Annotated in this window: 30 protein-coding genes; 10 read left to right on the plus strand and 20 right to left on the minus strand. The window is 72.0% G+C overall.

Going from position 1 to position 26,500, the window contains the following annotated elements; all coding sequences use genetic code 11:
• Window positions 1–8 precede the first annotated feature (8 nt).
• The gene (locus ABD223_RS06760; protein WP_344035039.1) at window positions 9–710 is read right to left on the minus strand and encodes a helix-turn-helix domain-containing protein; all 702 of its coding nucleotides are present in this window, start codon (window positions 708–710) and stop codon (window positions 9–11) included.
• 144 nt (window positions 711–854) lie between these two features.
• Window positions 855–1,034, minus strand: coding sequence for a hypothetical protein (locus ABD223_RS06765; protein ID WP_344035040.1), 180 nt, complete (start codon window positions 1,032–1,034; stop codon window positions 855–857).
• A gap of 332 nt (window positions 1,035–1,366) precedes the next feature.
• Between ABD223_RS06765 and ABD223_RS06770 the strand changes: the two genes are divergently transcribed.
• The 3 genes from ABD223_RS06770 (at window position 1,367) to ABD223_RS06780 (ending at window position 3,636) form a co-directional block, all read left to right on the plus strand.
• Window positions 1,367–1,867: an amino-acid N-acetyltransferase gene (locus ABD223_RS06770; RefSeq protein ID WP_344035041.1), complete on the plus strand. Its 501-nt coding sequence runs from the start codon at window positions 1,367–1,369 to the stop codon at window positions 1,865–1,867.
• A 61-nt stretch (window positions 1,868–1,928) separates the two neighbouring features.
• Entirely contained in the window at window positions 1,929–2,777 is an 849-nt protein-coding gene (locus tag ABD223_RS06775; protein WP_344035042.1) for a MerR family transcriptional regulator, read from the plus strand.
• A 397-nt stretch (window positions 2,778–3,174) separates the two neighbouring features.
• Window positions 3,175–3,636, plus strand: a complete 462-nt coding sequence (locus ABD223_RS06780) for a phospholipase (protein ID WP_344035043.1) — start codon at window positions 3,175–3,177, stop codon at window positions 3,634–3,636.
• 117 nt (window positions 3,637–3,753) lie between these two features.
• On the opposite strand, the gene ABD223_RS06785 is transcribed toward ABD223_RS06780, so the two are convergent.
• Window positions 3,754–6,294 (minus strand): FtsK/SpoIIIE family DNA translocase, encoded by a 2,541-nt coding sequence (locus tag ABD223_RS06785; RefSeq protein ID WP_380645669.1) that lies wholly within the window; start codon window positions 6,292–6,294, stop codon window positions 3,754–3,756.
• Between the two features lie 130 nt (window positions 6,295–6,424).
• On the opposite strand from ABD223_RS06785, the gene ABD223_RS06790 reads away from it, so the two are divergent.
• Both ABD223_RS06790 and ABD223_RS06795 read left to right on the plus strand, forming a co-directional pair.
• Complete coding sequence (locus ABD223_RS06790; RefSeq protein WP_344035044.1) at window positions 6,425–7,192, plus strand: lysophospholipid acyltransferase family protein; 768 nt, start codon at window positions 6,425–6,427, stop codon at window positions 7,190–7,192.
• The gene (locus ABD223_RS06795; RefSeq protein ID WP_344035045.1) at window positions 7,189–8,136 is read left to right on the plus strand and encodes an EamA family transporter; all 948 of its coding nucleotides are present in this window, start codon (window positions 7,189–7,191) and stop codon (window positions 8,134–8,136) included. The genes ABD223_RS06790 and ABD223_RS06795 overlap by 4 nt, the downstream gene beginning before the upstream one ends.
• A gap of 24 nt (window positions 8,137–8,160) precedes the next feature.
• Here ABD223_RS06795 and ABD223_RS06800 read toward each other — a convergent pair whose 3' ends face one another.
• The 3 genes from ABD223_RS06800 to ABD223_RS06810 form a co-directional block, all read right to left on the minus strand.
• Window positions 8,161–8,385, minus strand: coding sequence for a DUF397 domain-containing protein (locus tag ABD223_RS06800; protein ID WP_344035046.1), 225 nt, complete (start codon window positions 8,383–8,385; stop codon window positions 8,161–8,163).
• A complete protein-coding gene (locus tag ABD223_RS06805) occupies window positions 8,360–9,217 on the minus strand; it encodes a helix-turn-helix domain-containing protein (RefSeq protein ID WP_344035047.1) in 858 nt (285 codons plus the stop codon). Before ABD223_RS06805 ends, ABD223_RS06800 begins: the two co-directional genes overlap by 26 nt.
• A gap of 65 nt (window positions 9,218–9,282) precedes the next feature.
• Window positions 9,283–10,167 carry a bile acid:sodium symporter family protein gene (locus tag ABD223_RS06810; RefSeq protein WP_344035048.1) on the minus strand — a complete coding sequence of 295 codons (885 nt, stop codon included), beginning with the start codon at window positions 10,165–10,167 and terminating at the stop codon, window positions 9,283–9,285.
• 152 nt (window positions 10,168–10,319) lie between these two features.
• Here ABD223_RS06810 and ABD223_RS06815 point away from each other — a divergent pair, with 152 nt between their 5' ends.
• Window positions 10,320–10,532, plus strand: coding sequence for a hypothetical protein (locus ABD223_RS06815; RefSeq protein ID WP_344035049.1), 213 nt, complete (start codon window positions 10,320–10,322; stop codon window positions 10,530–10,532).
• A 48-nt stretch (window positions 10,533–10,580) separates the two neighbouring features.
• Here ABD223_RS06815 and ABD223_RS06820 read toward each other — a convergent pair whose 3' ends face one another.
• From ABD223_RS06820 to thyX, 7 genes are all read right to left on the minus strand, one after another.
• On the minus strand, window positions 10,581–11,078 hold the full coding sequence (locus ABD223_RS06820) for a hypothetical protein (protein WP_344035051.1): 498 nt from the start codon (window positions 11,076–11,078) through the stop codon (window positions 10,581–10,583).
• Between the two features lie 453 nt (window positions 11,079–11,531).
• Window positions 11,532–13,214 carry a ribonuclease J gene (locus tag ABD223_RS06825; RefSeq protein WP_344035052.1) on the minus strand — a complete coding sequence of 561 codons (1,683 nt, stop codon included), beginning with the start codon at window positions 13,212–13,214 and terminating at the stop codon, window positions 11,532–11,534.
• Window positions 13,211–14,107 carry a 4-hydroxy-tetrahydrodipicolinate synthase gene (gene dapA, locus ABD223_RS06830; protein ID WP_344035053.1) on the minus strand — a complete coding sequence of 299 codons (897 nt, stop codon included), beginning with the start codon at window positions 14,105–14,107 and terminating at the stop codon, window positions 13,211–13,213. The genes ABD223_RS06825 and dapA overlap by 4 nt, the downstream gene beginning before the upstream one ends.
• A 38-nt stretch (window positions 14,108–14,145) precedes the next feature.
• On the minus strand, window positions 14,146–14,763 hold the full coding sequence (locus ABD223_RS06835; RefSeq protein WP_344035054.1) for a TIGR03085 family metal-binding protein: 618 nt from the start codon (window positions 14,761–14,763) through the stop codon (window positions 14,146–14,148).
• A 13-nt stretch (window positions 14,764–14,776) separates the two neighbouring features.
• Window positions 14,777–16,213: a serine/threonine-protein kinase gene (locus ABD223_RS06840; RefSeq protein WP_344035055.1), complete on the minus strand. Its 1,437-nt coding sequence runs from the start codon at window positions 16,211–16,213 to the stop codon at window positions 14,777–14,779.
• A 70-nt stretch (window positions 16,214–16,283) separates the two neighbouring features.
• On the minus strand, window positions 16,284–16,679 hold the full coding sequence (locus ABD223_RS06845; RefSeq protein WP_344035056.1) for an ACT domain-containing protein: 396 nt from the start codon (window positions 16,677–16,679) through the stop codon (window positions 16,284–16,286).
• Window positions 16,676–17,428, minus strand: coding sequence for an FAD-dependent thymidylate synthase (gene thyX, locus ABD223_RS06850; protein WP_344035057.1), 753 nt, complete (start codon window positions 17,426–17,428; stop codon window positions 16,676–16,678). The genes ABD223_RS06845 and thyX overlap by 4 nt, the downstream gene beginning before the upstream one ends.
• A gap of 127 nt (window positions 17,429–17,555) precedes the next feature.
• Between thyX and ABD223_RS06855 the strand changes: the two genes are divergently transcribed.
• Both ABD223_RS06855 and ABD223_RS06860 read left to right on the plus strand, forming a co-directional pair.
• Entirely contained in the window at window positions 17,556–18,104 is a 549-nt protein-coding gene (locus ABD223_RS06855; protein ID WP_344035058.1) for a toxin-antitoxin system HicB family antitoxin, read from the plus strand.
• 23 nt (window positions 18,105–18,127) lie between these two features.
• Window positions 18,128–19,003, plus strand: coding sequence for a DUF4097 family beta strand repeat-containing protein (locus tag ABD223_RS06860; protein WP_344035060.1), 876 nt, complete (start codon window positions 18,128–18,130; stop codon window positions 19,001–19,003).
• 451 nt (window positions 19,004–19,454) lie between these two features.
• On the opposite strand, the gene ABD223_RS06865 is transcribed toward ABD223_RS06860, so the two are convergent.
• The 4 genes from ABD223_RS06865 to ABD223_RS06880 all read right to left on the minus strand — a co-directional run bounded on the left by ABD223_RS06865 (window position 19,455) and on the right by ABD223_RS06880 (window position 23,517).
• Complete coding sequence (locus tag ABD223_RS06865; protein ID WP_344035061.1) at window positions 19,455–20,039, minus strand: TetR/AcrR family transcriptional regulator; 585 nt, start codon at window positions 20,037–20,039, stop codon at window positions 19,455–19,457.
• 46 nt (window positions 20,040–20,085) lie between these two features.
• Complete coding sequence (locus ABD223_RS06870; RefSeq protein WP_344035063.1) at window positions 20,086–21,084, minus strand: aldo/keto reductase; 999 nt, start codon at window positions 21,082–21,084, stop codon at window positions 20,086–20,088.
• A gap of 194 nt (window positions 21,085–21,278) precedes the next feature.
• Window positions 21,279–22,484: a winged helix-turn-helix domain-containing protein gene (locus ABD223_RS06875; RefSeq protein ID WP_344035064.1), complete on the minus strand. Its 1,206-nt coding sequence runs from the start codon at window positions 22,482–22,484 to the stop codon at window positions 21,279–21,281.
• A 136-nt stretch (window positions 22,485–22,620) separates the two neighbouring features.
• Complete coding sequence (locus tag ABD223_RS06880) at window positions 22,621–23,517, minus strand: EamA family transporter (protein ID WP_344035065.1); 897 nt, start codon at window positions 23,515–23,517, stop codon at window positions 22,621–22,623.
• Window positions 23,518–23,641: 124 nt separating this feature from the next.
• On the opposite strand from ABD223_RS06880, the gene ABD223_RS06885 reads away from it, so the two are divergent.
• Together ABD223_RS06885 and ABD223_RS06890 are read left to right on the plus strand one after the other, a co-directional pair.
• A complete protein-coding gene (locus ABD223_RS06885) occupies window positions 23,642–24,193 on the plus strand; it encodes a GNAT family N-acetyltransferase (RefSeq protein ID WP_344035066.1) in 552 nt (183 codons plus the stop codon).
• 21 nt (window positions 24,194–24,214) lie between these two features.
• The gene (locus tag ABD223_RS06890; RefSeq protein WP_380645671.1) at window positions 24,215–24,715 is read left to right on the plus strand and encodes a VTT domain-containing protein; all 501 of its coding nucleotides are present in this window, start codon (window positions 24,215–24,217) and stop codon (window positions 24,713–24,715) included.
• On the opposite strand, the gene ABD223_RS06895 is transcribed toward ABD223_RS06890, so the two are convergent.
• From ABD223_RS06895 to dapB, 3 genes are all read right to left on the minus strand, one after another.
• Window positions 24,663–25,049, minus strand: a complete 387-nt coding sequence (locus tag ABD223_RS06895; protein WP_344035067.1) for a hypothetical protein — start codon at window positions 25,047–25,049, stop codon at window positions 24,663–24,665. The genes ABD223_RS06890 and ABD223_RS06895 overlap by 53 nt on opposite strands.
• A 241-nt stretch (window positions 25,050–25,290) precedes the next feature.
• Entirely contained in the window at window positions 25,291–25,746 is a 456-nt protein-coding gene (locus ABD223_RS06900) for a tetratricopeptide repeat protein (protein WP_344035381.1), read from the minus strand.
• Between the two features lie 19 nt (window positions 25,747–25,765).
• Entirely contained in the window at window positions 25,766–26,500 is a 735-nt protein-coding gene (gene dapB, locus ABD223_RS06905; protein ID WP_344035068.1) for a 4-hydroxy-tetrahydrodipicolinate reductase, read from the minus strand.

Consider the following 26,500-nt stretch of genomic DNA (forward strand, 5'->3'; position numbering starts at 1 on the left):
TTCCGCGGTCAGGTCCGGCGGGGTGCGGCGGGCAGGGGGTCCGGCGGGTCGTCGTCGCCGTTGGCGAGCCCCTCCAGTCGCCGGATCCACGAGTGGGTCTGGTCGTGGGAGCCGCTCACGACCAGGACGCGGCGCCGGGCCGGGGGCTCCGTCGATTCCCGCACCAGCCTGGCCAGGAGCGCGCTCTTCCCCGTCCCCGGTGTGCCGGTGACCACGCCGGCCACGACCACGTCGGGTGGGTCGAGCCACTTCGAGCGCCAGAGCTCCGGCTCGACGAGCGAGCCGAGGACCGCGGCCCGGTCCCGCTTGCGCTGCCGCAGTTCGACCCAGAGGTTCATCACCAGGCGGACCTGCGCCTCGGGCAGGCCGCAGACCACCAGGAACGATTCGAGCTGCGCGCGTTTCGTCGGCAGCCTGCCGCTCCTGGTCATCGAGTAGACCTGGCTGCGCGGAATGCCCGCCGACCTGCCGATCCCGGGTGGGGTGAGACCGGATCGCCCCTGGACGGTCCTGAGCAATTCGGTGAATTCCGCCGGGTTCCTCGCCCGGAGTTCGACGTCCTCCATCGACCGCACCGGCGCGCTTTCAGGCCGGGAGCGGTCGACGGTCGACTCCGCGGCAGCCCGGTAGCGGGCCTTGACCGCGTTCGCGCGGTCGAGGTCGAGTCCCAGTCCGAACAACACCTCGGTGTAGAGGGGCCAAGCGAGCAATCGCCCTTCCTCCAGGGCCTGTTGGAAATCGGCGGTTGCTCTCGCCCGGTGTTCGGTGAGGAGTTTCGCGATCGCCCGGTTGAACACGTCCGCCGGGCGCAGGCGCCGTTCCTCTCGGCGCTCGGCCACGCCGGTCACCCCTCCTCAGAGCCGCTCGGACGGGTCGACGAGCCGGGACGCCCACCGCCGGGCGGTGGCCGGGTTCGCCCTGGCCGTCGCCACCACGACCACGACGACCAGGAGCGCCACGCCCGCCGCGACGGGGAGGGTGTGCCCGCCGGCCGACAGCCACCCGGCGAAACCCGGCGACTCGTCCCGGGCCAACTCGACCGTCCAACTCCGTCCTCGGCCGGGCGCACATCGGTCCAAGTGCGTCCACGAGCGTTTCGAGGACGAATCACCGGTGTGACGCCGATCCGCGCACGTCTCGACATCAATGCAGGTGGCGCGCGTCCAAAAGCGTCCGATTCGCCGAAGACCGGGTGCCCCGGAACAACGGTTGCGCGGATAACATCGGGTCCGGACCTCGGGCACGCCAGCGGACCGGCCGGGCACGGGGTGGGCGGACCCCCGTTGGCGCGGGGGTCCGCCCGTTTCCGCGCGACCTGCCTCACCTCGGTGACGACCCGCCCGCGCGGGGGCATACTTTTGTCGCCGTGACCGACCCGATCAACGTGCGTCGCGCCCGCACCGGTGACGTGCGCGCGATGAAGGCCCTCATCGACCAGTACGCCGGCAAGGTGCTGCTGTCCAAGCCGCTGGTGACGCTGTTCGAGGACATCCAGGAGTTCTGGGTGGCGGAGGAGGGCGGCACGGTCCTCGGCTGCGGCGCGCTGCACGTCCTGTGGGAGGACCTGGCCGAGATCCGGACGGTCGCCGTCGACCCGGCGCAGAGCGGGCGCGGGATCGGGCACCGCATCGTCCGCAGGCTGATCGAGACCGCGCGCGAGCTCCAGCTCCAGCGGATCTTCGTGCTGACCTTCGAGACGTCCTTCTTCAGCAGGCACGGCTTCGTCGAGATCGACGGCACGCCCGTGTCGCCCGAGGTCTACGAGGAGATCATGCGGTCGGCCGACGAGGGGGTCGCGGAGTTCCTCGACCTCTCTTACGTCAAGCCGAACACCCTCGGGAACACGCGAATGCTCATGCACCTCTGACTGTTCTAGTCAAAACTCGAACAGTGTTGACTCTGCGAACCTCAAGCGCGAAGCTGGGGTCGTGGAGCAGTTGACGGTCGACGAGCTGGCGGTCCGGGTCGGCCTGCCCGGCAGCACCATCCGCATGTACCGGACCAAGGGCGTGCTGCACCCGCCGCGCCGGCAGGGCCGGGTCGCCTACTACGACGCCTCCCACCTCGAACGCCTCGCGCTGGTGCAGCGCCTCCAGTCGCGCGGCTTCTCGCTGCCCGCCATCGCCGAGCTGGTCAAGGCCCGCGAGGACGGCGCCAGCGTCGCGGCCGTGCTGGGCGTCGGCGACGCGGAGGGCCCCGACGACTGGGTCCGCGTCCGGGTCCGTGACATCCGGCGCCTGGTGCCGTTCGGCGACGTCCGCCCGAGCATCATCACCAAGGCCACCCAGCTCGGCCTGATCCGCTGGCGGCGGGGCTGGCCGCACGCCCGCCGGTGGGCGCTGGAGGCGGGCAACAGGCTCGCCGCGCTGCTGGTGCCCAGCGACGACGTGCTCGACAGCTTCACCGACCTGCGCCGGTCCACCGACGCCATCGCGGCCAACTTCGTCGACGTCTTCGAGCGCCACCTGTGGCCCCAGCTGGCCGAGAACGCCGACCAGGAGGACCAGCTCGACCGGATGCGCGCCCTGCTGGTCGAGCTGACCTACACCGCCGAGACGGCCGTGATCGGCACGCTGCGCGAGTCGATCCGCGACGCCGCCGAGGAGTTCGCCCGCCGCCACCAGCTGGTGCCCGGCGACGACTTCCGGCCCGCCTGGCTCGACGAGCCGGTCCCGATCGCCGAGCGCCTCGTCGAGACGCCCGAGGACGACGAGGTCCCGGACGAGCCCACGATCCAGCGCTTCCTCGACCACGGCGACCAGGACGAGCCCCGGTGACCGCCGGAACCCGCCGAAGCCCGGAGAAGTAGCCGCGAATTCAGCGGGAAACCGTTGAACGCGAACAAACCCGCGCCGGGACCGAACCTTTCCCCACCCCTCCCCCGACCCCGGCGAAGCAACCGGAACTGGCCTGAGAAGACCAACGCGCCACTCCGGTCCACCGCCCGCCGAACGGCCCAGCGCGAACCGACCCGCCACCTCCCGGCAGGCGCGGCGGACGCGAAACCCGCTGGCCGCACCCGGTGAGCCCAACCGGCCGGGCCCGGCTCACCGCGGCCATCCACCGCAACCGGACGTTCACCCGTCGTCGACACCGCGTGAGCCGATCGGGGCTGTCGCGACCACTTCCCCGCCGGGTAAGAAAATCACCAAGCCCGTGCAACGAGGGGAACACATGAAAACCCTGCGCAACGCTTTCGCCGCCGCGCTCGCCACAGCCGCCCTGCTGCTCGGCTCCGGCCTCGGCCAGGCGGCGATCAACGCCCCGGCGGTCACCGACGACTACCTGTTCACCAAATCGCTCGGGCAGTTCAGCTCGATCAAGTCCCAGGCGCCCTACAGCGACCAGCTGGACTGGTCCTCGGACGGCTGCTCCTGGTCGCCGGACAACCCGTTCGGCTTCCAGTTCCTCCCGGCCTGCCACCGCCACGACTTCGGCTACCGGAACTACAAGAGGCAGGGCCGCTTCACCGAGAGCACCCGGCTGACGATCGACAACAAGTTCAAGTCGGACATGTACAACCAGTGCGCGGGCAACTGGGCGTGCAACCGGACCGCCGACCTGTACTACACCGCCGTTCGCGAGTTCGGCGCCAGCGCCACCGCGGCGCAGGTGCAGCAGCTGCTGAACCGGTGACGCGGTGATCGGCGGGCCCGACGACCGGGCCCGCCGATCCGGTTCCACCGATCCGGTTCCGCCGAGCCCGGCCCGGCCCGGCAAGCCCTGCCTGCCGACCCCGCGGTCCGCGCCGCCTCAGTCCTCGACGTCCGCCGAGCCGCCGCCGCGGATCATCTCGACCACCGACGCCAGCTCCTCCGGCTTGATCAGGACGTCCCGCGCTTTGGACCCCTCCGAGGGCCCGACGACCCCGCGCGTCTCCAGCAGGTCCATCAGCCGCCCGGCCTTGGCGAAACCCACCCGCAGCTTGCGCTGCAACATCGACGTGGACCCGAACTGCGACGTCACGATCAGCTCGGTCGCCTGGAGCAGCAGTTCGAGGTCGTCGCCGATGTCGGCGTCGATCTCCTTCTTCTCACCGGCCTTCGCCGCCGTCACGCCGTCGGTGTACTCGGGCTGCGCCTGCTCCTTGGTGAAGTTGACGATCTCGGCGATCTCCTCGTCGCCGACGAACGCGCCCTGGATGCGCACCGGCTTGCCCGCGCCCATCGGCAGGTAGAGCCCGTCGCCCATGCCGATCAGCTTCTCCGCGCCCGGCTGGTCCAGGATCACCCGCGAGTCCGTCAGCGACGACGTCGCGAACGCCAGCCGCGACGGCACGTTGGTCTTGATCAGACCGGTCACCACGTCGACCGAGGGTCGCTGCGTCGCCAGCACCAGGTGGATGCCCGCCGCACGCGCCTTCTGCGTGATCCGGACGATCGCGTCCTCCACGTCGCGGGGCGCGGTCATCATCAGGTCGGCCAGCTCGTCGACGATCGCCATGATGTACGGGTACGGCCGGTACACCCGCTCGCTGCCCGGCGGCGCGGCGATCTCGCCCGACCGCACCTTCCGGTTGAAGTCGTCGATGTGCCGCACCCGGTTGACCTGCATGTCCTGGTAGCGCTGCTCCATCTCCTCCACCAGCCAGGACAGCGCCGCCGCGGCCTTCTTCGGCTGGGTGATGATGGGCGTGATCAGGTGCGGGATGCCCTCGTACGGCGTCAGCTCGACCATCTTCGGGTCGATCAGGATCATCCGGACCTCGTCCGGCGTGGCCCGCGCCAGCAGCGACACCAGCATCGAGTTCACGAAGCTCGACTTGCCGGAACCCGTGGAGCCCGCGACCAGCAGGTGCGGCATCTTGGTCAGGTTCGCGGTGACGAAGTGGCCCTCGATGTCCTTGCCCAGCCCGACGACCATCGGGTGGTTGTCCTTCACCGTGGACGGCGAGCGCAGCACGTCGCCCAGCCGCACCATCTCGCGGTCGCTGTTGGGCACCTCGATGCCGACCGCCGACTTGCCGGGGATCGGCGCGAGCAGCCGCACGTTGTCCGTCGCCACCGCGTACGCGATGTTCTTGGTCAGCGCGGTGATCTTCTCGACCTTCACGCCGGGGCCGAGCTCGACCTCGTACCGGGTGACCGTCGGCCCCCGGGTGAACCCGGTGACCTGGGCGTCGATGGAGAACTGGTCCAGCACCCCGGTGATGGCCTCGATCATCTGGTCGTTGGCCTTGCTGCGGGTCTTCGGCGCGTCGCCGTCCTTGAGGATCGTCGGCGGCGGCAACCGGTAGTCGCCCTCCACCGCGCGGACCATGATCGCCGAGTCCTTCGCGGCGGCGGGGACCTCGGGCTCCGCCTTCGCCTTGACCTTCGGCACGGCCCTGGGCGCGACCGGCGCCGGCGGCGGCTCCTCGCCCAGCGGCAGCTCGGGCTGCTCGTCGGGCTCCTCCACGGCGATGCGCCGGGTCGCCCGCGACCGGCGCGGCTTGGCGGGCCTCTCCTCGACGGGCTCCTCGTCCGGCTCCTCGTCGTCGCTGAAGCCCTCGAACGCGGGCTTGTCGGCCTTGCGGTGGTGCAGCATCCCGGAGAGCCGGGCGGGCACCTGCCGGACCGGCACGTGCAGCAGCAGCAACAACCCGTAAACGAAGATCAACACCAGCACCGGGCCGGCCACCCACGGCGTCAGGCCCTGCGCCAGGAACCCTCCCGACAGGTACCCGAGCGCGCCACCCGCGTCGCGTCGCGCCACCGGGTCCGAGGGCAGCCCGCCGACGAGGTGGAACATGCCGAGGAAACCGACGCCGACCAGGACGCCGCCGAACACCAGCCGGGGTCTCGACTCCGGGTTCGGGTCGTTGCGCATCAGCGTGATGCCGACGCCCAGCAGCACCACGGGCACGATCACCGCGGGCCCGCCGACCGAGCTGCGCACGGCCACGTCGACCCACTGCCCCACCGGGCCGCCCGCCTGCCACCACACGCCCGCGGCGGTGATCACGGACAGGACGATCAGCAGCAGCCCCAACCCGTCGCGGCGGTGCTCCTGGTCGATCTCCTTGCTCCGGACCACCGTTCTCACCACCGTCCCGGTGCCCCGGCTGAGCCAGCCCCACAACATGCCGAACGCGCCACCGGGCGGACCGGACCGGCGACCCGGCCGCTTGGCCACCCGCGACGCGCCCCGACCGGAACCCGCCCTCGAACCCGCTTTCGCGCCACCGGACCGCGAACCGGACCGCGCACCACCGGACCGCGCGCCGCCCGACCCGGACGCGCCCGCACCGGGCTTCGCCCCCGATGATCTGCTGCGGGTCGTGCCCTTGCGCGAGGTCCCCGATCGGCCGGCCATGGTGTGTACGGTAGTCCCTCAGGCCCCATCCGCCCCACCTGTCACGCGAGGCGTGACGTGCGCTGCTCGACGACCATCGTCGCCCGGAACCCGGTGCGCCGACGCCTCGACACGCCGTAGCCTGCCCGCTGTGTCCACACCACTGCTGTGGCGCGTGCTGACCGCCATCGACGAAGCGCTCGTCGGGCTCAGCGGACGACTCGAAGTCACCGGCGACATCCCGGCGGACCTGAAGGGCCGTCCCCTGCTGCTCGCGTCCAACCACATCGGCAACCTCGACCCGTTCGTGCTCATCGCCGCGTGCCGCAAGATCGGTGTCTCACCGCGCTTCCTGCTCGCCGGCGGGCTGCTCGACGCACCCGTCCTGGGTCCCGCGCTGAAGGCCTCGGGCCACGTGCGGGTCGACCGCTCGTCGGCGAACGCCGGCGAGGCCTACCACCGCACGGTGGAAGCGCTCAAGCGCGGCGGCCCCATCGCCATGTACCCGGAGGGCAGGATCAGCCTCGACCCGGGCCTGTGGCCGGAACGGGGCAAGACCGGTGCGGCGCGGCTGGCGCTCAGCGGCGGCGTCCCGGTCGTCCCGATCAGCCAGTGGGGCGCGCACGAGGCCGTCTACTGGGGCAACACGCGCGTCCAGAATTGGGATGACGCCAAGCCGTACCTGACCTCCTACGTGCGCGGCCTGCGCCGCCGCCCCACCTTCAAGCTCCACTTCGGCGAGCCCGTCGACCTGTCCGACCTGGAGTACGGCGAACCCGGCCACGCGCGCCGCGCGCACGAGCGGATCATGCGCGCGATCACCGAAGGCCTGGTGCCGCTGCGAGCCGACGAGCCGGACCTGCCGAGGTTCCACGACCCGACGCGCCCCACCACCGGCTCCAGCCCCTGGCGCCCGTGAACGGACTCGGCCGCGGCACCTCCCTGGCGGTCCTGTCCTCGATCGCGTTCGGGACCTCGGGCGTGCTGGCGAAACCGGTGATGGCGGCGGGCGCGGCACCCGCCCAGGTCACCAGCGCCCGCATCGCCCTGGCGGCGGTGGTGCTGCTCGTGGGCACCGCCGTGCTGCGCCCGCGGGCCCTGTGGTTCGGCGCACCGGGTTCCCGCCTGGGCGGGTGGGCGCTGCCGCTGGGCTACGGCCTGTTCGCGGTCGTCGGCGCGCCGCTGCTGTTCTTCGTGTCCGCGTCGCGCATCCCGGTCGGCATCGCGATGCTGCTCCAGTTCACCGCCCCGGTCCTGGTGGCCCTGTGGGTGCGCCTGGTGCGCCGCACGGTGCTGCCGACCGCCGTCTGGTGGGGCACGGCGATCGCGGTCACCGGCCTGGCGGTGGTGGGCGAGGTGTGGCGGACGCCCCGCCTGGACACCGTCGGCGTGGTGGCCGCCCTCGCCTCGGCCGTGTGCCTGGCGGCCTACTACCTGCTGGGCGAACGGGCGGCGGGCCGGGCCGACCCGTTCGGCGTGACGGCGGTCGGGATGCTCTTCGGCGCGGTGGTCCTGGCCGTGCTCAGCCCGCCGTGGTCGACGCCGGTGACCCTGCCGACGGAGTTGGGTCCGTCGTGGCTCCTGCTCGTGGTGATGGCCCTGTTCTCCACCGTCGTGGCCTACCTGACCGGCATCCTCTCGCTGCGCCACCTGCCGTCGGCGGTGGCCAGCGTGATCGGACTGCTGGAGGTCGTGGTGTCGGCGGCCCTGGCGTGGTGGCTGCTGGGCGAGGCGCTGACCGCCGTGCAGCTGACCGGCGCGGTGGTCCTGCTGACCGGCGCGGCCGTGGTCCAGGTGGCCAGTGCCCGCAACAACCACTCTCCAACAGATGACAGAAAACAAAATCTGCCATCTGTTATCTGACATCGCCCTACTGTCCTAGATAGGTCAGAGGTTGGCGAGGAACGCCCGCCAGGCGGCGGGGGTGAAGGCCAACTGCGGCGTGGTGTTCTTGGAGTCCCTCACGCCTACGGCTTCGGACGCGGATGCCACTTGGACGCAGTCCGAGCCCACATCTCCGCTGTAGCTGCTCTTATGCCACGCCACCTCGACGCAGTTCGTGCCCACGCCCTCGCTGTAGCTGCTCTTACGCCACCTCGTCCTTTGTCGCACCGGCGGCCTCCCGCAGTCGGTCGAAGCGGTCCGCCCACTTGGCGAACACCGACCGCGATTGTTCCTCACTCAACGCCACTCGCGCGAGGTCGTTGCAGCTCTGCTGGTAGGCCCTGGTCGCCTCGAAGGTGTCCAGGAACAGCGACGCCGCCCCGCACTCGACGTAGGTGATCGGGAAGTGATCGGCATAGGTCATGTAGGTGAAGGGCGAGTTCAGCGAGCGCGGGAGCGTGGCGGTGAAGGGGATCAGGTACACCCCGCCCCGGAAGAGCAGTTGCAGCATCTGCTCGTACATCACCTGCGGACCGCCGATCACGCGGTGCAGCACGGCTTCGTAGATGTAGAACCGGCACCTCGGGGCGAGCGGCTTGTCGAGGACTCCCTGTCGGATCATCCGATCCACCACGGCTTGATCGACTTCCGGCCCCTCCCCCATCAGCGCCCGGGCGTAGTCGGCGGTCTGGAGCAGCCCCGGGACGACGATGGTCTCGTAGGAGCGGATCGACTTGGCCATCTGCTCGTGCATTATCAACATCCGGAGGCTGTCAGGCATCGCGACGTCGTGCGGCCTCGTGTAGTACCCGCTGGGCGGCTCGTGCGCCAACGCCATGATGTGCTCATAGATGTCCGGCTCGGCGCGGATGTGGCCGACCAACCGAGCTATGTCGTCCGTGCTGGTGCCCCTGGTCCCGGTCTCCAATTTGGACAGTTTGCCCGGCGACCACCCCAACTCCGCCAACAACGTTGCGGTCTTGAGCTGCGCGTCGCGCCGGGCCCGGCGCAGCGCGTCCCCGAGTTCGCGACTGAGCGCGTTGGACGTCCTGTGTTCCATGCGGGCAAGCTAGGACGCGCTGACCAGCGGGTTCCACTCAACTCGGCCGATTCCACCCCAAGGGATCACCCCTGTACCAGCGGTACCGATCGCGCGGCCCGTTTGGCGACGACCACGCCGAACAAAGCCGCCGTGAAGAACATGACGAAGCCGTACGTCACCGACGGCATGGCCATCTCGGTGTTGCCGAGCAGGGTCGGGCTCATGCCGATCGCGATCGACAGGGTGGCGTTGTGCAGGCCGATCTCGAACGCGGACGAGATCGACTCCCGCTGCCCGACCCCCAGCAGGCGCGGGGCGAAGTAGCCGATGACCATGCCGAACAGGTTGAACAGCACCACCACGACGATGATCTCGCCGAGGATGGCGAACACGTCCTCGCCGAGGCCGCTGATGACGCTGACGATCATCATGACCAGCACCACCACCGACAGGACCTTCACCGGGCGCTCCAGGCGCAGCGCGGCGGCGGTGAACCGCGCGCGGAGGACCATGCCCACGGTGATCGGCACCAGGACCGTGGCGAACAGCTGGACGACCTTGTCGAACTGGAGGCCGATCGAGCTGTCCGAGCCGAGGAACCCGGCCACCGACAGGTTGACGATGACGGGGAGGGTGAACATGGCCAACACGGAATTGACGGCTGTCAGCGAGATGTTGAGCGCCAGGTCGCCCTTGAACAGGTGGCTGTAGAGGCTGGCCGTGCTGCCGCCCGGCGAGGCGGCGAGCAGCATCATGCCGATCGCCAACTCCGGCCGCAGGCCGAACACGAGCACGAGGGCCAGGCAGATCGCCGGCAGGACGAGCATCTGGCAGACGAGGCAGACCACCATCGCCCGCGGGTAGCGCACCACGCGGCGGAAGTCGCCCGGGGTCAGGGTGAGCCCCAGCCCGAGCATGATCACCGCCACGGTGATGGGGAACAGCAGGAGCACCGCACCGTCACTCATGGCCTGCCCGCCTTCCGGATCGGCTCGACATCTCTACCGACGCACCTCTTGGATGGTCACACCGCGATCGACCCGAACCTTCTCCCCCGTTGCCCGGCGCGAACGCACCCCGTACCGGCAGGCTGGAGCGCACCCGCGGAGGAGGGAACGCCATGGCCGACGAGAAGGAACCCCGGGAGAGCCTGACGCTCATCGAGTACATGGAACGGCTCATGCCGCACCACCCGGACCTGCACGACATCCGGGACCTCATGGCGGCCGGTTACTCGCACGCCCAGATCCACTCGCTCAAGGGCCTGGACGGCGACCGGGCGCTCGCCGACATCGTGGCCGAGGGCCCCGAGGACGAGCCGATGCCCTGGTGACCGTGCCGGTCCACCACCCCCTGGGCGGTGGACCGGCGGGCCCGCACGTCAGATCGTGAAAACCGGGCTCTGCACCTCGGGGAACTCGCTGACCGTGCCGTCCGGCCACTGGACGAACCCGATCGCGGCCGTGAGGTAGCTCGCGCGCACATAAGGCGAGACGGAAGCGACGGAGTTGACGGTGGTCGTGTTGGTGTCGTGGCGCGTCGTCATGTTCACCAACGCGTTGTTGCGGGCGAGGCCGACGAAAATCTCCAACTGGGGCATGACGACACCGCCGGTGCAGGTCAGCCAGCCGACGCCCTGCACCCCACCGCCCGTGCCGCCGAACCACCGGCTCGGGTTGCCCGCCCGCAGGCGGCACGACCAGGACCCGTTGGTGATGGTGTGCTCGCTGACCTGCGCGGACACATCGGGACGCGAGGCCGACAGCGTCACGCCCGACGAGGTGACGACCGACCTCGGCCCGGCGGTCCCGGCCCGCGCGGCCGGAGCGAGCGCCACCACCGCCAGGACCGCCAGCGCGGAGGCGGCCACCTTCGCCACGAGGGCAGCCGGTCCCCGCTCAAGAATTCTTCCCATGAATTCCCTCGACAATCCGGTCGCAGATCCGGGAAACCGGACGTCTCCCGGCGACAACGGTAGGGAGGGGATCATTTCCGGGTAAATGCGGCGATCGAGTGCCGCCCGTTCGGCGCGCGACCGGGAGGAAAGGCACGGATCGCCCGTACGTCACGTCCCGGGCGGCCGTTGCGCGCACGGCGCGGCACCACTTCGGACCGGCCGAAATTTTCCAACCGGTGGCCAGAAGATCATCGCGGTGGTGAAGCCGCTGGCAGGTACACGTCCGCGCGAGGAGGGCGGACCGCCGGAACCCTCGCGCGCCTGTCCGCAGATCGGGTGCCACCACAGCCGGCCCGGGTCTGCGCACCCCCGAACCGGCTACGGGGCGTGCCGGCTCCCACCGGCCGAACGGTCGGTGGGAGCCGGCGCCCGCGCTCAGTTCACCGGGATGATCGTCGGCACGATCATGGGCCGGCGCCGGTAGGTCTCGGCCACCCAGCGGCCCACCACGCGGCGCACGGCCTGCGCGATCCGGTGCGTGTCGGTGATCCCCTCCGCCTCGGTCCGCGACAGCTCCGCCTCCACCAGCGAGATCGCCTGGTCCAGCGCCTTCGGGTCGTCGGAGAACCCGCGCCCGGACACCGTCGGCGGCGCCACCGCGCGCCCCGTGCTCGTGTCCACCGCCACCGTGATGGCGATGAAACCGCCCTCGCCCAGCACGAGCCGGTCGGACAGGGTCGACTCGCCCACGTCGCCGACCGACAGCCCGTCGACGTACACGTGGCCCACCTCGACGCGGCCGGAGATCGCGGCCTTGCCGTCGACCAGGTCCACCACCACGCCGTCCTCGGCGATGACGACCTGCTCCTCCGTGACGCCCGTGGCCACGGCCAGCGCCGCGTTCGCGCGCAGGTGCCGCCACTCGCCGTGCACCGGCATCACGTTCGACGGGCGCACCGCGTTGTAGAGGAACAGCAGCTCGCCGGCCGGCGAGTGGCCGGACACGTGCACCTTGGCGTTGCCCTGGTGCACGACCGTGGCCCCGAGCCGCGACAGGCCGTTGACCACGCCGAACACCGCGTTCTCGTTGCCCGGGATCAGCGACGAGGCCAGCACGATCGTGTCACCGGCCTTGATCGAGATCTGCCGGTGCTCGCCGCGCGCCATCCGGGACAGCGCCGACAGCGGCTCGCCCTGCGAGCCCGTGGACACGAACAGCACCTGGTCCTCGGGCAGGTCCATGGCCTCGTTGAGGTCGACGAACAGCCCGTCGGGCACGTGCAGGAAGCCCAGCTCGGCGGCGATGCCCATGTTGCGGACCATGGACCGGCCCACCAGCGCCACCCGCCGCCCGTACTGCCCGGCCACGTCCAGCACCTGCTGCACGCGGTGCACGTGGGAGGCGAAGCACGCCACGATCACCCGCTGGTTGGCCTTGCGGATGACGTTCTCCAGCACCGGGCCGATCTCGCGCTCCGGCGCCACGAACCCGGGCACCTCGGCGTTGGTCGAGTCCACCAGGAACAGGTCGACGCCCTCGTCGCCCAGGCGCGAGAAGCCGGCCAGGTCGGTGAGCCTGCCGTCCAGCGGCAGCTGGTCGAGCTTGATGTCGCCGGTGTGCAGCACCAGGCCGGCGGACGTGCGGATGGCGACCGCCACGGCGTCCGGGATGGAGTGGTTGACCGCGAAGAACTCCAGCTCGTAAGAGCCGAACGCGCGCCGCTCGCCGTCGCTGATCTCGACCAGGCGGGGCGTCTGCCGGTGCTCCTTGCACTTGGCCGCGAGCAGCGCCAGCGTGAACCGGGAGCCCACCACGGGCACGTCCGGGCGCAGCTTGAGCAGGAACGGGACCGCGCCGATGTGGTCCTCGTGCCCGTGGGTCAGGACCAGCGCCTCGATGTCGTCCAGCCGGTCCTCGATCGCCCGGAAGTCGGGCAGGATCAGGTCCACGCCGGGCTGGTCGTCCTCGGGGAAGAGGACGCCGCAGTCCACGACGAGCAGTCGGCCGGCGTGCTCGAACACGGTCATGTTGCGGCCGACCTCGCCGATGCCGCCCAGTGCGACGACGCGCAGACCTCCGTCGGGCAGTGCGGGCGGGGGTGAGCTCGGGTTGATCACGCGTTGACTCCCAATTCGGCCTGGATGGCCTCGACGTCCTCTTCTGAAGCAGGCAGCAGGGGCAACCTGGGGCTACCCACGTCGATGCCGCGCAACCCCAGCGCGGCCTTCGCGTAGGTGACGCCGGGCATGCGGTTGAACGGGCGCAGCAGCGCCAGCAGCTCGTGGTGGATCGCGGTGGCGCGCTTGACCTCGCCCGCCTCGAAGGCGTCGACCAGGGCGCGCACGCGGTCGCCGGCGAAGTGCGCGATGACGCTGACGACGCCGACCGCGCCCACCGACAGCCACGGCAGGTTCAGCGGGTCGTCGCCGGAGTAGTAGGCCAGGTCGGTGGCCGCCATGACCTTGCTGCCGGCGAGCAGGTCGCCCTTGGCGTCCTTGACCGCGAGGACGCGCGGGTGCTCGGCCAGCCGGAGCAGGGTGTCCACCTCGATGGGCACGACCGAGCGCGGCGGGATGTCGTAGAGCATCACCGGCAGGTCGACCGCGTCGGCCACGGTGGTGAAGTGCGCGAGCAGGCCTTCCTGCGTGGGCCGCGAGTAGTACGGGGTGACCAGCAGCAGTCCGTGCGCGCCCGCCTCCTGCGCCTGCCGGGACAGGTGGGCGCTGTGCGCGGTGTCGTAGGTGCCGGTGCCGGCGACCACGGTGGCGCGGTCGCCGACCGCCTCCACCACCGCGCGGACCAGGTCCGCCTTCTCCGCGTCGCTGGTGGTCGGGCTCTCGCCGGTGGTGCCGTTGACCACGAGGCCGTCGGAGCCCGAGTCGACCAGGCGCGCGGCCAACTCCCGGGCCTTGTCGAGGTCCACCGCCCCCCGGGCGTCGAACGGGGTGACCATGGCGGTGAGCACGCGGCCGAACGGGCGGCCGGGCGAGGCGGTAGGACTTGCGGTCATATGCGCAAATCTACCGCGTCACCCTCGGCAACCTGCGACTACACGCCCCGGTCGAGGTCGCGCAGCAGGCGGACGTCCGCCTCCGGCCCGTCGTACTCCACGCGTGCGGCGTCGCGGCCGAAGGCGTGCATCAGCAGTTCGGTGACCTGACCGGTCAGCACCACGGGGTTCGCGCCCGGTTTGGCCGTGGTCGACTGGCCGTCCGGGCGGCGCAGCACCACACCGACGGGCGACTTCCGGTAGGAGAGCCGGGCCATCCCGGCCAGCCGCCGCCACAGCACGTCGTCACGCACCGGATCGGGTGAACGCGGTTCCCAGTCCGGTCGCGCCCGGCGCACGTCCTCGTGGTGCACGAAGTACTCCACGGCGTTGGCCAGGTCGCCCGCCAGGGACACCGGGGACAGGCGGGGCGGGTGGCGGACCAGGTCCACCAGCTCGGGCCACGGCTTGGCCGCGTAGGAGTCCTGGACGCGCTGCGTGTGCCCGGCCAGCGGCTTGAACAGCACGCCGACCGCCGCGTCCGGGCGGCGCTCCCGCAGCACCAGGTGCGCGGCCAGGTCGCGGGTGCGCCACGGGTCGCACAGCGTCGGCGCGTCGGGCCCCACCTGTTCGAGGAGATCGGTCAGCAGCCTGCGTTCGTCGTCCGCGACACCCATGCGCCAAACCTACCTATTCGGCGGTCACCTGGCCGGTCAACTCGCCCTTGTCCTTGCTCCACAGCGCGCAGCCGATCTCGCGGGTGCCCTCGTCGGAGTCGGCCGGGTCCTCGCGCCACTCGTCGCGCGTGGGCACCACTGCGGCGTAGACGAGCTTGTCCTCCTTGTCCGCCAACGGGACCGCGTCGGACATGAAGTGGAGCGTGCAGAAGTGCTCGGCGTAGTCGCGCATCCAGTCCTGACCGGGGTAGGCGCGCTTGTCCGAGGAGCCGAACGGGCTGCCGGTGGCGAAGAACTCCACCCGGTGCGCCTTCTCGCAGTCCGCGTAGTTGACCGTGGTGCTGGGCTCCAGGAAGTTGTCGCCGCACCGGCTGCTGCTCAGCTTCAGCTGGTTCGCCGACATCGAGCCGCCGGGGCCGAAGAAGATCGTCTCGGCCATCGCGGCGGGCGGCTGGTCGGTGAACAGCCAGCGCCCCAGGAACACGCCGGCGACCAGCAGCGCGACCGACGCCAGCACGCCGCCGGTGATCAGCGCCGGCTTGAGCCAGGCCTTCTTCGGCCGGGCGACCCTCGTGTGGGCGGCGGTGGGCTGGGGCGCGCCGAACCCGGTGGGCGGCGTGGGCTGGGCGGCGGCCCGTTCGAGCATGGCGCGGGCCTGCGGGCCGGTGAGCCTCGCGCCCGGGTCGGGCATCAGCAGGCCGGTGATCACCGCGCCGAGCGCGCCGTGCGCCCTGGTCAGGCGCGGCGGCTCGTTCATGATCGCGTGGAGGGTGGAGGCGGTGGACGACCGCTCGTAGGGGCTCACGCCCTCCACCGCGTAGGCCAGGGTGGCGCCCAGCGCCCACAGGTCGGACGCCGGCGACGCCTCGTGGCCGTGGATGCGCTCCGGCGACATGTAGGCGGGCGAGCCGATGAGGCTGCCGCTGGTGGTGAGGCGCGGGTCGTCGACGGCCTGGGCGATGCCGAAGTCGGTGAGCTTGACCCGGCCGTTGGCGGTGACCATGAGGTTGCCGGGCTTGACGTCGCGGTGCACGACGCCCGCCTGGTGGGCGGACTCCAGGGCGGACAGCGCCTGCACGGCGATGGACGTCACCCGGTCCGGCGGCATCGGGCCGTGCCTGCCGATGAGCGCGGACAGCGTGGCCGCCTCGACCAGCTCCATCACGATGTAGGTCATGCCGCCCTCGACGACCACGTCGAACACGGTGACCACGGCCGGGTCGTTGAGCCGGCCCGCGGTGCGCGCCTCGCGGAGCACCCGCTCCTCCAGCACGCGGCGCTCCTCGTGCGCGATGCCGTCGGGGAGGTGCAGCTCCTTGATCGCGACCTGGCGGCCGATCACGGTGTCCTGGGCGCGCCACACCACGCCCATGCCGCCCCGGCCCAGCTCGGCCAGCAGGCCGTAGCGGCCCGCGATGACGCGTGGCTGCACGCTCTGTGGACTGTTCACCGCAACTCCTCGCCACCGGCCCCGGATCGGGCGGAACGGTAACTCAGACCGCGGGACGCCCCACCCGGTTTCACGGTTTCGTGACTTCGTGCCCCGAATTGCGCAGCGCCTGCACGGCCCGGCCCAGGTCGGCGGCCTTCACCAGCAGGTGGTCGGTGTCGTAGGTGGACAGTGCGAACAGGCTCACGCCCGCCGCGGCCAGCTCGCCGGACAGCGCCGCCATGATGCCGGTGAGGGTGAACTCCAGCGGGCCCCGGACGGTGAGCAGGCGCCAGCCGGGCTGGGAGGCGTCGGCGTCGGTCGGCGGCGCGTGGTCGCTCGGGCACACGATCGACAGCTCGTCGGGCGTGCGGGTGACGCAGACCAGGCCCGGGAGGTCGAGCAGGCCGGCGGGCACGGGCGCGTCCGCGGGCAGCCTGGCGATCGTGTACTCGCCCGGCCGCACGTCGACGACGAGCCGCTTCATCCTTCGGTGACCAGCGGGCTGGAGGCCACCTCGGTGCCGTCGGGCAGGGCCGAGACGGCGAAGTCGGCGAACGCGTTGGGCGCGGCCTTCTGGAGCTGGCGCAGGCACTCCACGGCGAGGGCGCGGATCTCCACGTCCGCGTGCTCGGTGGCGCGCATGGCGATGAAGTGCCGCCAGGCGCGGTAGTTGCCGGTGACCACGATGCGGGTCTCGGTGGCGTTCGGCAGCACGGCTCGGGCGGCCTGGCGGGCCTGCTTGCGGCGCAGGGTGGCGCTCGGGGCGTCCTCGAACCTGGTTTCGAGGCCCTTGAGCAGCTCGTTGTAGGCGTCGACGCTCGCCTGCGCGGCCTTCAGGAACAGCTCGTGCAGCTCGGGGTCGTTCGCGATGACGTCCGGCTCGACCATGGCGGCGTCGCGCTCGGGGACGTAGCGCTGGGAGAGCTGGCTGTAGGAGAAGTGGCGGTGCCGGATCAGCTCGTGGGTGAGCGAGCGGGAGATGCCGGTCAGGTAGAAGCTGACCGAACCGTGCTCCAGGACGGACAGGTGGCCGACCTCGATGATGTGCTTGATGTAGCCCGCGTTGGTGGCCGTGGCCGGGTTGGGCTTGCCCCACGACTGGTAGCAGGCGCGACCCGCGAACTCGGCGAGCGCCTCGCCGCCCTCGGCGTCGGTGGACCACGGGACGTCCTCCGGGGGGAAGAACTCCGTCTTCGCGATCAACTGCACCTTCGGGGACACGGTCTGAGCCATGCCCGAACCCTAACCGACCTCGGGTTGGACCATCAGGAGCACCCGGCGAGCGGGATGACGTCGTGATGACGCCATCTGTGACACCACTTTCCTTGACAGGCGTCACCGGTGACGTCATGGTGGTGTCATGGATCTGTCGCCGTACATCGCAGCGCTGCGCGAGGACCTCGCGACGGCCGCCTCCGCCGGGGACGACAGCACCCGGCGCACCGCGGCCCTCCTGTCCGCCGCCCTGGAGCCCGCCGCCCGGCTGGCCCTCATGAACGCCCTGTCCGACCTGGCCGCCGAGGTCACCGCCGCCCTGGACGGCGCGGTGGTGGACGTGCGGCTGGACGGTCGGGACGTGCAGGTGGTCGTCACCGGGACCCCCGGCGCGCACCACGAGCCGGAACCGGAACCGCGGGAGGCGCCCCGGCCCACCGCCGGCGACGCCACGCGCATCACCCTGCGGCTGCTCGACGAGCTGAAGGCCAAGGCCGAGCAGGCCGCGGCGTCGCAGGGCATGTCGTTGAACACGTTCGTCGCCCAGGCCGTGCAGGGTGCGGTCGGCGGTCGTCGCGGGGGCCACAAGGGGTGGTCGTCCTCGGGTTTCTCGGGTTCTCCGGGTTCTCCGGGTTCTTCGAGGGACCAGCAGAGCGGTCCCGGGTCGCGCGTGCGCGGCTGGGTGCAGGGCTGAGGGGGAAGGTCGTGGAGGCCGACGTGGTGCGACAGCAGGGGTTCGACGCCGAGGGCGCCGTCGAGATCGACGTGGCGCTGCTGGCCGGCCGGGTGCGGGTGCACCTGGTGGACGAGCCGGGCGTGCACGTGGAGGTGAGGCAGGAGGAGTCGCCGGGCGAGTCCTGGACGGCGGGCCTGTCCAACCTGCTGAGCTGGGTGAACGACCAGTTCGGCGACCGGGCGCAGCCGGCCGGGTCCGGCGAGGCGGTGCGCGACGCGCAGGTGGGCTTCGAGGACGGGCGGCTCACCGTGCGCTCGTCCAAGGTGCTGCCGCTGCGCGCCGTGCCGCTCGGGGTGGTCGTGCGCGCGCCGCACGGGTCGCACGTGACCGCGAAGCTGGGTTCGGCGGACGTGACGGTCCTCGGGCCCGCGGGCAGGTTGGAGCTGCGGACCGACAGCGGCGACGTGACCGCGGACCGGGCCGACGCGTCGGTGCGGGTGGACTCGCGGGCGGGCAAGGTGCGGCTCGGGCCGGTGGTGGGCGAGCTGCGGGCGAAGACCGGCAGCGGCGACATCGAGGTGTCGTCGGTGGGCGGCAACTCGGTGCTCCGCACCGGGACCGGGCACGTGTGGCTGGGCGCGGTGCAGGACGACGTGCAGGTGCGCACGGGCAGCGGTGACGTGACGGTCGCCGACGCCGCGTCGGGGCGGATCCAGATGGGCACGGGGTCGGGTGACGTGCGCGTGGGCGTCCGGCCCGGTGTGGCGGCGGAGGTCGACCTGGCGTCCACCTCGGGGACGGCGCGGTCGGAGCTGGAGGTGTCGGAGACGCCGCCGGCTCAGGGGCCGGAGCTGTTCATCACCGGGCGGACCGGCACGGGCACCGCGTTGGTGACCACGGCGACGACGGCTGCTTGACGGTTCGGGCAGGGGCTCGGGTCTGAGCTCGGGTCTGAGCTCGGGTCCGGGCTCGGGTCTGAGCTCGGGCTCGGACGACGGCGGGGTAGCAGGTCGGGGTCGGGCGGGGAACCCGCCGTGGCAGGCCGGCACGGGCGCGAAGAGCAGGACCGGGGTGGCGACGGCCATCACCGCGGCCCGGCGACGACCCCGCCGGGCCGCGGTGGCGATCCCCGCCACGAGGACGGCGCCGCACCCGACCAACCCCATCGAGGTCGACCGGCGGACCCCGACGTGCGGCCCTCGGCCGGCGCGAAGGCGTGCAGGGAGCCCGGGGTCAGTGTCGGCAGCACGAACACCACCACGGACCCCCCGGTCATGGACCCGGTCCCGGTCGCCGTCGCCGGTCACCCACGTCGCCCACCTCCGCCCATGGGTCCCCAAGCACCCCTGACGACCGGGGGTCGGGCGATCACCTCCGGGATCGCAGCCCCGCCACGAGCAGGTCGACCACGGCCTTGAACGCGGTGTCCACGTCGGGGTCCGACCAGCTGCCCGCGTGCGCCGGGTCGTGGAAGCGGGCCGTGGCCTCGAAGACCGCCTTGGCCGTCAGCTCCGGGTTGGGCGCGGTGAAGTCGTTCGCCGCCACGCCGTCGCCGATGATCATGGTCAGGTCGTCGACCATCGAGGCGATGTGGGCGTCCACCACGGCGCTGCTCTCCCCCACCAGCACGGTGAAGGTCGCGAACAGCTCAGGGTCGCCCAGCGCCTTCTTGCGCTTCGCCTCGAACAGCGCCGCCAGCCAGTCGCGCAGGCGGTCGACCGGCGGCGCGTCCGAGGCCGCGATGTCCGACAGGCCCGAGTGCGCGCGGGCGAGCCACCGCTGGGTCACCGCCTCGCGCAGCGCCGCCTTGGTCGGGAAGTGCCGGTAGACGGAGCCGTGGCTCACGCCCAGGGCTCGGGCCACGTCCACGACCGTCGCCTTCGCGGGCCCGTAGCGGCGCAGGACGTCCTCCGTGGTGCCGAGGATGGTCTCCGCTGTCAGTGCGTCCGCCACGGTGGTGCTCCTTGCCGATCGCGGGTGGTCCGTTGATTGTCCTTGATCACTTCTCGCTGTCGAGGTGGGCCATCTGGACGGCCGCGTACCGGTCGCCCGCGGCGGCGTCGGCCGGGACGGTCGACTCGATGGCGCCCAGGTCCTCGTCGGTCAGTGTGACGTCCAGTGCGCCCAGGGCCTCGGTCAGCCGGTCGCGGCGGCGGGCGCCGACCAGCGGGACGACGTCCTCGCCCCGGGACAGGACCCAGGCGATGGCCAGCTGGGCGACCGAGACGCCCTTGTCGGCGGCGATCGCGCGCAGGGCCTCGACCAGGGACAGGTTGTGGTCCAGGTTCTCGCCCTGGAAGCGCGGCGAGACCGAGCGGAAGTCGTCGAGCTGCCGCGACGCCGTCCAGTGGCCCGAGATCAGGCCGCGCGACAGCACGCCGTAGGCGGTGACGCCGATGCCCAGCTCGCGGGCGGTCGGCAGGATCTCCCGCTCGATGCCCCGCGTGATCAGGGCGTACTCGATCTGGAGGTCCGAGATCGGGTGCACGGCGTGGGCGCGGCGCAGGGTCTCCGCGCCGACCTCGGACAGGCCGATGTGGCGGACGTGGCCCTTCTCGACCTCCTCGGCGATGGCGCCGACGGTCTCCTCGATCGGCACGGCCGGGTCGAGGCGGGCCGGGCGGTAGACGTCGACGTGGTCGGTGCCCAGCCTGCGCAGCGTGTAGGCCAGGTAGTTGCGCACCGCCTCGGGCCGGCCGTCGTTGCCGTGCCAGCCGCCGTCCGCGTCGCGGAGCGCGCCGAACTTGACGCTGATCAGCACGTCGTCCCGGTTGCGGTCGCGCAGGGCCTGCCGGATCAGCAGCTCGTTGTGCCCCATGCCGTAGAAGTCGCCGGTGTCGAGCAGGTTCACGCCGGCGTCGATCGCGGCGTGGATGGTGGCGACGCTCTCGGCCTCGTCCGCCGGGCCGTACAGGTCGGACATGCCCATGCACCCCAGGCCCAGCGCGGAGACGGCGGGACCGGACGTGCCGAGGCGGCGTTGGGTGATAGCAGTCATGGAACCACTATCACCCGACAACTGACAGATTTCACTATCTGTCACTCGATAGATGTCATCGGGCCGGGCTCGTCCGGTCCGCCGCCCGCGCGCGTCCGGGAGCGGGGACCGGCCCGGCGGCGGCCCATCCGGATGCGCGGTCGCCGCCCGCGCGCGTCCGGGAGCGGGGTCTTCCTCCTCGCGCGCGGCCACCCCTACCGGGCGACCGCCGCCAGCACCGGGGCCAGGTCGCCGCGCGGCGCGACGTCCACGCGTTCCAGCTCCAACCAGTCCGCCATCTCCCGCAGCTCACCGGCCAGCTCCACCGCTACGCGGGCGACGTCGACCGCCGGCTCCGCGTGCGCGGCCTGCACCCGCAGCACCCCCGCCGCCCGGTCGGCCTTCAGGTCCACCCGCGCCACCAGCCGCCCGTCCAGCAGGAACGGGAACACGTAGTAGCCGTACACCCGCTTGGGCGCCGGCACGTAGATCTCGATCCGGTAGGAGAAGCCGAAGATGCGCTCGGTGCGGGCGCGCTCCCAGATCAGCGGGTCGAACGGGCACAGCAGCGCCCGCCCCACGACCTGCCTCGGCGCGCGCGCCGCCACGTGCCGGTACGCGGGCGCCTGCCACCCCCGCACCGCCACCGGCTCCAGCACCCCCGCCTCCACCAGCTCCAGCACGGCCTGCCTGCTGCGCTCGGGCGGGAGCCGGTAGTAGTCGCGCAGGTCCGGTTCGGTCGCCACGCCGAGCGCCGTCGCCGCGCGGGCCACCAGCTCGCGCGCGCCCTCCTCCGGCGACACCTGTCGGGCCAGCACCTCGGGCGGCAGCACGCGCTCGGTCAGGTCGTACAGCCGCTCGAAGCCGCGCCGCGTCCCCGTGGTCAGCACGCCCTCGCCGAACAGGTACTCGCAGACCTTCTTGGCCTCGGACCAGTTCCAGCCCCACTGGTCCTTGCGCTTCGGCGCACCGCCGGCCAACGCCTTCTCGATCGCGCCCGCCCCGACCGGACCCAGCTCCTTGACCACGGCGAGGATGTCCTCGACCAGCCGGGGCGACGACGCGGCGAGCGCCGTGTCCGCCTTCCACCACCCCTGGCGCTTGGCCCCGGACCGCAGCAGCGGCCAGTCCTCGACCGGCACCAGGCTCGCCTCGTGCGCCCAGTACTCCACCAGCATCCGGGGCCGACGCGCGCTGTGCGCCCACGCCGCCTCGTCCACCAGCGCGGGCGAGTACGAACCGAGCCTGCTGAACAGCGGCATGTAGTGCGCGCGCACGGCCACGTTGACCGAGTCCAGCTGCAACAACCGCACGCGTGACAGCACCTTCGCCAGGTGCCGCCGGGCGGGCTCACCGGCCGGTCGCGGATCGGCGAAACCCTGCGCGCCCAACGCGATCCGGCGGGCGACGTCTGCGCTCATCGTCTGCACGACTGGATGTTCCCACCCGGGTACGACATCCCGATCACGCCGGCCGCACCCCGGCCTCCCCCGCCACACCGCGATCACCCCCGCCACACCCCGATCACCCCCGCCGCCGGGATCGCCCGCGCAGGAGTCACCGCCGGGTGGGCCCCCCGCTGCCGACATGCCGGCGGGGTGCGACAACCCGCTCCGCCCGCACCACCAGCACCACCGCCAGCACCACCAGCACCCCGCCGACCACCTGGAGCACCCCGAACCGCTCGCCGGCCAGCCACACCCCCAGCACCACCGCGATCACCGGGTTCACGTACGCGTAAGTCGCCACGGTCGAGACCGGCAGCTCCCCCAGCACGTACACGTACGAGCTGAACGCCAGCAGCGACCCGAACACCACCAGGTACCCCCACGCCGCCCACGACGACGCCGTCACCGACCCCACCGACAACCGCTCCCCCGCCAGCAGCCCGACCACGGACAGCGCCGCGCCACCGGCCAGCATCTCCACCGCCGACAGCGCGAACGGGTTCGCCGGCACCGCCAGCCGGCCGCTCAGGAACGACCCCAGCGCCCACCCGAACGCCGCCAGCAGCACCACCCACGGCCCCCACCACGACGACTCGCCCACGTCGTCCAGCAGCAGCACCGCCAACCCCGTCAACCCGACCAGCACGCCCGCGTACGTCACCGCCGGCGGCCGCTCGCCGGTGGACCTCCGCATCAGCACCACGTACAGCGGCACGGACGCCACCAGCAGCGCGGCCAACCCCGACGCCACCGACTGCTCCGCCAGCACCACCAGCCCGTTGCCCCACGCGGGCAGCAGCAGCCCCAGCAGCACGCCCGAGCCGAGCTGCCCCCGCGTCATCCGCAGCCCGCCGCGCCAGGCGACCAGCAGCGCCAGCACCCCTCCCGCGACGAGGAACCTCAGGCCGGCCGACAGCAGCGGCGGCATTGACTCGATGGTGAACTTGATGGCCACGTAGGTGGAACCCCACACGACGTAGACGACGCCCAACGCTGCCCAACGCACGACCGTGACGCTGTCACGTGACACCCCTTCGGGGCACGCGGGTTTCGGCCATCACGAGCCGGCAGCGGTGGGCGCGGCGGGGAGCGGCGGAAACCCGTCCGGGGGCGACCCCTAGGGTGACCGCATGGCCGACGCCTCCGTGCGCACCGCGACCCCCGACGACGTCGCGGAGATCGCCCGCGTCCACCGCGACACCTGGCGGACCGCCTACCGGGACCTGCTGCCCGAGGAGGTCCTGACCGGCCTCGACGTCGCCGAGACCGCGCCCGCGTGGGCCGAGGCGGTGTCCAACGGCCAGGTGCTCGTGGCCGAGGAGGGCCGCTGGCTGGTCGGGTTCTGCGTGGCCGGCCCGGCGCCCGCCGAGGAGGTCGCCCGCGCGGACGGCTCGCTGCCCGCCGACGCCGCCGCGACGGCCCTGGTGACCGTGCTGGTGGAGCCCCGCTGGGGACGGCGCGGGCACGGCGGCAGGCTGCTCGCCGCGGCGGCCGGGCGGCTGCGGGAGGCGGGTGCGGCCAGGGGCGTCGCCTGGGTGCCCGAGGCGGACCGCAGTTCGACCGCCTTCTACGGCAAAGCGGGGTGGTCGCCCGACGGCACGGTGCGCACGTTGGACGCTGGCGGGCGTCCATTGCGCGAAATCAGGGTTTCCGGGGGGTTGACCCCACCCCTGGAACCCTGATCCGTTGGTAGCCTCGGCTGGGTGCTGGGGTGGTTGTGCCTGACGTTCGGCGTGGCGTTCGGCTCTTCGGTGCTGCCTCTGGTCAGCATCGAGTTATTCGTGATCGGGCTGGTGACGCAGCAGCCGCACCTCTCGTGGTGGTGGATCGGCCTCGTCGTGGCCGTGGGCCAGGTGCTGGGCAAGCTGCTCTACTTCCTGGCCGCCCGCGGCTCGCTGCGCCTGCCCGCGTTCCTCAAGCGCGCGGCCAGGCCCGAACGGCCGCTGTCGCCGTGGCGGCGGAAGTGGCGGTCGCGGATGGAGCAGGTGCGGGAGCGCTGCCACCGCCACCCGCGCTGGATGTTCGGCACGCACGCGGTCAGCTCGGTGGTCGGCGTGCCGCCGTTCATGTTCACCACCGTGCTGGCGGGGCTCGCCGGCATGTCGTCGTGGCTGTTCGTCTCCACCAGCGTGATCGGCCGGTTCGCCAGGTTCAGCGTGCTGGCCGCGTCGCCCGCCGCGGTCGCGGGGTGGTGGGTTCACTGACGTCGCGCCGGTGGCGCACCAGGCGCTGATGGGGCACCGTCAGGCCGTAGTGGTCGTACAGCTCGGCCTGTTCCTCGGGTGACAGCTCGGGCCCGTCGACCCTGGGCGCGTCGTCGACCTCGCGCCGGTCGACCGGCACCACGAGCCGGTGCTCCCGGACCTGGGCGCCGCGGATGGGCACGAGGGTCGTGCCGTCCGCGCCGCGCACGGCGGCCCACTGCGGGCGGCCGTCCGCCAGCCACAGCTCGCTGACGGGGCCGATGGGGCACCCGTGCCGGTCCAGGACGTCGCAGTCGTAGAGGCTGTCCACGGTGTCCACAGCTGGTCGATCCATGCCCTCGCACCTACCCGGCACGAGGGAGATCTCACCTGGAACCACACGTTCGTGTGATGAACGGAGCAGGGTTCAGGCGAAGGTCAGGGCCGTGCTCAACGCGGTGAGGACCACCAGGAGGGCAACGGTCAGCCTCAGGTTCAGACAGGTCTTGGCCACGCTTCTACGGTACGGAGAGTCACCGTCGAATCAAAGGCAAGTTGACGTTAAATCCGAATGAATCGCATCTCACCCAGGTGGCTCACACCTGATTCTTCGGCGACTGGAATAGCTCGATGGCCTTCCGCATGGTCTCCCTGGCCCGACCGCGGTCGCCCGCCAGGTCGTAGGCCTGGGCCAGCAGGAACCACGCCCGCCAGTCCTCCGGCCGCTCCTCCACCTCGGCCCGCCGCCGCTCGAACCACTCGTCGGCGGCCCCCCGCTCGACCCGGCCGGAGGGGCGGCGCGGCAGCTCCGAGGTGTCGGGCAGGCCGCCCTCCGCGTCGAGCTGCCGCGCCATCCGCTCCGTGGTGAAGCCGAACCGCAGGTTCGCCCACAGGATCCACGCCCCGACCAGCGGCAGCACCAGCACGCCGACGCCGAGCCCGATCCCGACCGGGTCGCCGGTGCCCAGCAGCAGCACCGCCCGGCCGCCGAGCAGCACGAAGTACACCGCCAGCGCGGCGGCGATCAGGAACGCGGCGGTCCGGGTGGTGATCCTCACGGGAGCCGGGACCTCACAGGTCCATGTACTCGGCGAGCCCGACCGCGAGGCCGGGGCGCCCCACGACCGACCGCACGCCCAGCAGCACGCCCGGCATGAACGACTTGCGGTCCATCGAGTCGTGCCGCAGCGTCAGCGTCTCGCCCTCCGTGCCGAACACGACCTCCTGGTGCGCGATCAGCCCGGACAGCCGCAGCGAGTGCACCCGCACGTCGCCCACCACCGCGCCGCGCGCGCCGGGCGCCTCCTGCTCCGTCGCGTCCGGCATCGGGCCGAGCCCCGCCGCTTGGCGGGCCTGCGAGATCAGCCGGGCGGTGTGCGCGGCCGTGCCCGAGGGCGCGTCCACCTTGCGCGGGTGGTGCAGCTCGATCACCTCGACCGAGTCGTAGTACGGCGCGGCCAGCTCGGCGAACCGCATGGACAGCACCGCGCCGATGGCGAAGTTCGGCGCGATCAGCACGCCCAGCTCCGGCTTCGACCCCAGCCACTCGCCGACCGCGGCCAGCCGCCGGGTGTCGAACCCGGAGGTGCCCACGACCGCGTGGATGTCGTGGTCCACGCAGAACCGGAGGTTGTCCATCACCACGTCGGGGTTGGTGAAGTCGACCACGACCCGGGCGCCCGCGTCGGCCAGGCCGGACAGCGGGTCGCCGGCGTCGACCGCCGCGACGACCTCCAGGTCCGGCGCGGCCTCGACCGCCCGGACCACCTCGGCGCCCATCCGGCCGCGCGCACCGATGACGCCCAC

The organism is Saccharothrix xinjiangensis (genome assembly GCF_039527585.1).
In the GTDB taxonomy this organism is placed as follows: domain Bacteria; phylum Actinomycetota; class Actinomycetes; order Mycobacteriales; family Pseudonocardiaceae; genus Actinosynnema; species Actinosynnema xinjiangensis.